Source organism: Streptomyces sp. NPDC048270, assembly GCF_040652335.1.
Lineage (GTDB): Bacteria > Actinomycetota > Actinomycetes > Streptomycetales > Streptomycetaceae > Streptomyces.
The window spans coordinates 1-5661 of the sequence record NZ_JBEZLV010000094.1 but is presented as its reverse complement, the minus strand read 5'-3'; the positions used below and the strand labels follow the sequence as shown (position 1 = coordinate 5661).

Genomic DNA, 5661 nt, shown 5'->3' with positions numbered 1-5661 from the left:
AATCAGCCGCCCACTGAACCAACCCCCCTCTCCGGCACCCCCCAAGGGCCCGGCCCCGAAGGACGAAACCGTCCTCCGCGGCCGGGCCCTCGCCGATCCGGCCGCCGACCAGCCAGGACGCACGGGCTCCGCCAGGTCGCACCGGCCTCATCCGCCCCATTAGTTGGATTTTATGGACCAATGGCCCGGAACCCACCTGTTGCGCCGAACGTCCTGATCCACAGAACGCTGACGAAGCGGATGGGGAGTGGACATGGGGTTCTGGGCACGCATGAACGAGAAGGGCATCCGGGCCCGCGCGGTCGTCGCGGCCTCCGCCGTCGCCCTGGCGGGGACGGTGTGGGGCGTGGCGGGCGCGGTGGAGTCGGGGCACGGACCCGCGCACCAGAACGTGTCCCGGCAGAAGGACGCCGGAACCCCGGGCGGCCAGGCCGGACAGCGGCAGCCGCGGGGGATACCCGAGGGCATAGCCCACGCCTCGGAGGGCGGCGCGAAGGCCGTCAACATCACCATCGACGACGGCCCCGACCCCCGCTGGACCCCGGCGGTCCTGGACGTGCTGGAGAAGTACGACGCGAAGGCGACCTTCTGCATGATCGGGCCGCAGGCCAAGGCCCACCCCGACCTCATCAAGAAGGTGGTCGCGGCCGGCCACCGGCTCTGCGACCACACCATGGACCACGACACAGGCATGGACAAGAAGCCCGTCGCCTACCAGGAACAGCAGATCCTGGACGCGAAGCGGCTGATCGAGGAAGCCGCCGGGGCCGGCGCGAAGGTCGACTACTACCGGGCCCCCGGCGGCGCCTTCACCCCCGACAGCCGGCGCATCGCCGCCGCGCACGGGATGCGCCCGCTCGGCTGGAACGTGGACACCAAGGACTTCGGCAGGCCGGGCACGGCAGCCATCGTCGACGCCGTCAAGCGCGAACTCGGCAACGGCCCGACCGTGCTCTTCCACGACGGCGGCGGCAACCGCGGGCAGACCGTCGACGCCCTCGACCAGGTGCTGGCCTGGCTGGGTGGGCAGGGCCGGCCGACCGGCTTCCCGGTCCGCACCGCCCCCGAGGGCGCCGACGCCTCCTGACACGCCGTCCGGCAACCGAACGGGTGAGGGTCGACGACGCGGCCCGGCCCCGGGTGTTCCCTGGTCGGGCACATGCGCACGCCGCGCCCGCACGCCCCGGCCAGGAGACCCCCGTGACCATCGCCCCCGCCAAGCTTTCCGACCCCGTCGTCGGAGCCTTCGTCACCGCCGTCAACGCGCACGACAAGGACGCCTTCCTGGCGGTCCTGACCGCCGACGCGACCATGTCCGACGACGGGTCCGACCGCGACCTCCACGCGTGGATCGACAAGGAGATCTTCTCCTCCGGCGGCCACATGAACGTCCAGTCCGAGTCCGACAGCGGCCGCTCCCTGGTCGTCGACTACCGCAACGACACCTGGGGAGAGATGCGCACCGCCTGGCGCTTCACCATCGCCCCCGGCGGCGGCAGGATCAGCCGCTTCGAGACCGGCCAGGCCTGAACCACCGGCCCCGCGCCGCCTTCAGCGCCGCCCGCCGCCCCACCCGATGCTCCGGGCGGGGGCACTGCGTACGGGCTCCCGTACGGGTGAAAGCCCGCCCGGTGTCGTTCCGGCCCGCCGCGGGCCCCGTTGGACCGGGCATGAAGCGCACCCGCATGGCAGCCCTCGCCCTCGCCACCACCGCGGCGGCCCTCGCCCCCGCCCTCGTCCACCAGGCCACCGCCGCGGAGGGGACGGCCTACCTCCAGGACCCGGCCGGGGGTGAGAAGTCCATGAAGTCGAAGTGGACCAAGGACGACATGCACAAGGTGGAGGCCCAGTTCCGCTTCCACACCGGAGTCCAGTACGAGATGGTCACCCGCCCCGGCCACTCCGCCGCCCCGGACGTGGAACGCCAGGTCCCCGACCCCGACACGCTGGCGTGGGAGCCGTCGTACGAGTTCGCCTGGTCGGTGTCGGACTCGAAGCTGGTGAAGAAGGTCGTGACGACCAAGGACGACACGCACCCGATCGAGGTGCACGCCGTCCTGCGCACGGCCAAGGGCGCCAAGGCGGGGGAGGTGCGCCGGAAGCTGGAGGGGAAGCCGGCGACGGGGCGCGAGAAGGTCGCGGGCGGCAAGCGGATCGCGTGTGACACCGGGGAGTACACGGTGGAGTGGTCGGTGACGCGCTCGGGCTACGGGACGCTCACGGGCTCGCTGCGCTGGGACTCCAGCTGTGAGCAGCACCGCACGGCGTTCTCCCCGGACCACGGGAAGCAGGGGCAGTAGCGCGAAGGGGCCGGTGGGGCCGGTGGGGCCGGAGCGCCGGCAGGGGCGCCGAGGGGGCGCGGTCGAGGCCTGCCGCCCTGCGCACCTTGTGGGTGCTCGGCGGGCGGCGGGGCCGGCGGCCTCGGATCGAGGGCCGTGGGGCCATCCTGCCGCACGGGGTGGTCTGCGGCATGGGGCGAAGGTCCCGTGTCACGGGGTCTTCAGCGCTTCTTCGAGGCCTCGTTCGCCTGGGAGGCGATGTCCTCGAGGACGGTCTTCGGGTCGACGTTCGGTTCCACCGCACGGCCGATGTTGCGCTTGATGGTGTCGCTGACGGTCACCCAGGCCGGGTCGTTGACCGGGTAGAGCTGCGCACCGTACAGCGCGGACAGGAACAGCTGGTCGGTCTTCTCGAGCCCGCCACCGGCCGGGGTGCGCGAGGCGGTCACGGTGGACGGCAGCAGGTGGTAGCGCTTGGCGAACTCCGAGAGGTTCTTGTCCTGGTAGACGAAGTCGAGGAACTTGCCGATCTCGGCGCGCTTGCCGTTCTGCTTGAAGGCCATCATCCAGTCGGCCACGCCCACCGTCGGCGGGACCTCCCCGCTGTCCAGGGTGTCGGCGACCGGCATGGACACGGTGCCGACGCCGATGCCCTTGGCGCGCGCCTCGTGGGCGAGCGACGGGTAGCCGTTGAGCATGCCGACCTCGCCGCGCAGGAAGGCGGCGAAGGCGTCGGCGCGGTTCAGCTGGGAGGGCGGGGTCGGGCCGGTGAGGCCGGGGGCGACCAGGTTGTCCTTGACCCAGCGCCAGGTCTCGACGTTCTGGTCGGAGGCCAGGCTGTAGTTGCCGCTGCTGTCGGCGTAGCCGCCGCCGTTGCTCAACTCCCAGATCATCGCCTCGGCGTGCGCCTCCTCCGGGCCGAGCGGGAGGGCGTACGGGAACTTCACGCCCTTGTCCTTGAGCGCCTTGGCGGCGGACTTCAGATCGGACCAGGTCTTCGGAGCGCCGACCCCGGCCTTGGTGAACAGCGCCTCGTTGTAGAAGAGCAGGCGGCTGCTGGCCACGAACGGCAGGCCGTAGAGGGTGCTGCCGACGGTGCCGGCCTCGGCGAGCGGCTGGAGGAAGTTCGCCTCCCGGGCGACCGAGAGGAGCTCGTCCGCGGAATAGAGCCTGCCCTGGGCCGCGAAGTCCGAGTAGGAGCCCATGAGCGCGATGTCCGGCGCGTTCCCCGCCTTGACCATGCGGGAGACCTCGCGGTCGATGTCGGCCCACGGCAGGAGCTTGACGTCGACCTTGATTCCGGGATTCGCGGCGGTGAAATCCTCCGTCACCTTGTCCCAGAACGCCTTCGAGCTGGTGGCCGGAGTGTCGCCGTACTCGGCGGCCACGAGGTGCAGCGTGCCGCCGTCACCTGCGTCGCCGCCCGAACCGCCACATCCGGCCAGTGGTATCAGCAGACCGAGTACGACCGTGGAGGCGGCCGTCCCGAAGATTCTTCGTCCCACGGGTGTATTCCCCTGATTTTCTTTTGGATCCCATTACTACTTATGAGTTGCTCCGGGCTGGGGTGTCCCTCCATGGCCCGTTGGCCGGAATTCTCTCCCGAAAGTGGGGTGACTGATTCCATTGGGATGCACTTGTGGTCAATGCTCCAACTGGGGCTTTTCCGGATGGTGTTTTCCGATATGTGATCCACCGGGCGGACGCGCGTAGACATGCCGAAACGCCCGTTTCCGGTCGTGGAACGGGCTCGGGGGTGTGACGGGGACGTCAGTCGGCGAATTCGCCCGCGTACGGGTCCGGTTCGCCCGTCTCGGGGTTGCGGCCCTCCTGCCACCTGCGCTGGGCCTTGCGCCAGTGGACGAAGCTGAGGTGGCCGCCGTCCCAGAAGGTGATGCTGACCGGGCTCACGTCGAACTCGTCGGAGCAGAGCCGGTAGAGGAATTCGGCCATGCCGTACGGGTACACGGCGAAGGAGTCGGCGGTGTGCCGCCCGCACACCAGGACCGGCCACCGGTCCGGGTCGGGGTCGGACGTGAGCCAGCACAGGATGTCGGAGCCGCCGGTGACGCCCCAGGCGATGATCGCCTCCGGGTCCACGTCGAAGGCGGCCCGACCGCCCTCCGCCTCCCAGACCTGGCGGGCGTTGTCGGTCTCCTCGGCCATCTCGGCCGGGTCCCACTGGAGTCCGGGCTTGGGGAGGGGCAGCAGGATGCTGGCCTCGCCGTTGATGGAGCCCGCGCCGAAACGTCCCATGAAGGCGACGAAGTCGGCCGGGAACGAGGTGCCCCAGGCCGCCTCGGCGCTCTGCCAGTCGATGTCCTCGTCGGCGCCGTGCGTCGCCGGCATGATCTGCTCCAGCGCCTTGATCCGCGCGTTCTCCGTCATGCCGCTCCCCTGACACCCCAGCTCAACCGCCCCAACCTACCGCCGAGGCGGGACCTCCACTAGAACCTGTCCACGCGCACGGTCGTGCCCGGGCGCAGTCCCCAGCCGGCCATCGCCCCCGCCGCGGCCTCCAGGACGTGCCGGGAGCGGGGCCGGGGCAGTCCGAGGCGCCCCGGGGGCATCGTCACCACGGCCAGGACGCGCAGGTTCCGGTCGAGGTACGCCACGTCGATCGCGAACCGCATCTTGAAGGTGTGCACGCTCGCGGCGGGGGTCAGCAGCAGCGCCCCGGCGATGCCGTCCCGGCCGAGGAGGCCGCGGGTGCGGGCGCGGTAGGAGGCGGCGATCTCCAGCGGGACCGCCGCCGTGCCGGTGTGGAGCGTGGCCGTGCCGTCCTGCCAGTTCGCCATGGCGGCAGCCTAGATCCTGCGGAGCCTGGGCCGGGGGGCCGCCCCCCGCCCCCGTCTCTCGGAGCGTCGGCGGGCCCGGGGCGGGGCGGGGCGTCGGTGGTGTGGGTGCGGCGCCGTTGCGGGGGCGCTGCCCCCGGGCCCCCGCGCCTCAAACGCCGGCGGGGCTGGGTAGGCCGTCGGTGGGGCTGGAAGGGGGTGGGGGTTGGGCCTACCTTCGGGGGGTGGGTGTCCTTGTGATCGTTCTGGCCGCCGGGTACGGCGTCGGCGTGGGGTTGCTGCTGCCGCGTGCGGTCTGGCGGATGGGTGTCGAGCCGGGGGAGCCCTGGCGCGAGCGGTGCCCGGAGGGGCATGTGGTGGCGGGGTGGCTCGGGGCCGCCCGCTGCCGGGTGCCCGCGGCGGCCGTCGCGGCGGGCCCGGACGCCCCACGGCCCGGCCCGGACGCCCTGCCGCCCGGCCCCGACGCCCTGCCACCCGGCCCCGACGCCCTGCCGCCCGGCTCGGACGCCCTGCCGCCCGGCCCGGACGCACCGCGGCCCGGCTCGGACGCGCCGAGGAAGCAGCGGGAGACGAACACCTTGCCCTGG

General features: G+C 72.1%; 6 protein-coding genes and 1 pseudogene. 4 read left to right on the top strand and 3 right to left on the bottom strand.

The window, feature by feature from the left end; all coding sequences use genetic code 11:
- Window positions 1-253 precede the first annotated feature (253 nt).
- From AB0D66_RS34015 to AB0D66_RS34005, 3 genes are all read left to right on the top strand, one after another.
- Complete coding sequence (locus AB0D66_RS34015) at window positions 254-1087, top strand: polysaccharide deacetylase family protein (protein WP_362311024.1); 834 nt, start codon at window positions 254-256, stop codon at window positions 1085-1087.
- Between the two features lie 113 nt (window positions 1088-1200).
- Entirely contained in the window at window positions 1201-1530 is a 330-nt protein-coding gene (locus AB0D66_RS34010) for a nuclear transport factor 2 family protein (RefSeq protein WP_362311023.1), read from the top strand.
- A 140-nt stretch (window positions 1531-1670) separates the two neighbouring features.
- Window positions 1671-2300 carry a hypothetical protein gene (locus AB0D66_RS34005; RefSeq protein WP_362311022.1) on the top strand — a complete coding sequence of 210 codons (630 nt, stop codon included), beginning with the start codon at window positions 1671-1673 and terminating at the stop codon, window positions 2298-2300.
- Between the two features lie 200 nt (window positions 2301-2500).
- Here the strand turns inward: AB0D66_RS34005 and AB0D66_RS34000 are convergent, their stop codons facing one another.
- The 3 genes from AB0D66_RS34000 to AB0D66_RS33990 form a co-directional block, all read right to left on the bottom strand.
- On the bottom strand, window positions 2501-3784 hold the full coding sequence (locus AB0D66_RS34000) for an extracellular solute-binding protein (RefSeq protein ID WP_362311021.1): 1284 nt from the start codon (window positions 3782-3784) through the stop codon (window positions 2501-2503).
- 265 nt (window positions 3785-4049) lie between these two features.
- The gene (locus AB0D66_RS33995) at window positions 4050-4667 is read right to left on the bottom strand and encodes an SMI1/KNR4 family protein (RefSeq protein ID WP_362311020.1); all 618 of its coding nucleotides are present in this window, start codon (window positions 4665-4667) and stop codon (window positions 4050-4052) included.
- A gap of 59 nt (window positions 4668-4726) precedes the next feature.
- Window positions 4727-5077, bottom strand: a complete 351-nt coding sequence (locus tag AB0D66_RS33990; RefSeq protein WP_362311019.1) for a DUF192 domain-containing protein — start codon at window positions 5075-5077, stop codon at window positions 4727-4729.
- 221 nt (window positions 5078-5298) lie between these two features.
- Here AB0D66_RS33990 and AB0D66_RS33985 point away from each other — a divergent pair.
- Window positions 5299-5661 (top strand): annotated as a pseudogene (locus tag AB0D66_RS33985) (prepilin peptidase); the annotation flags it as partial.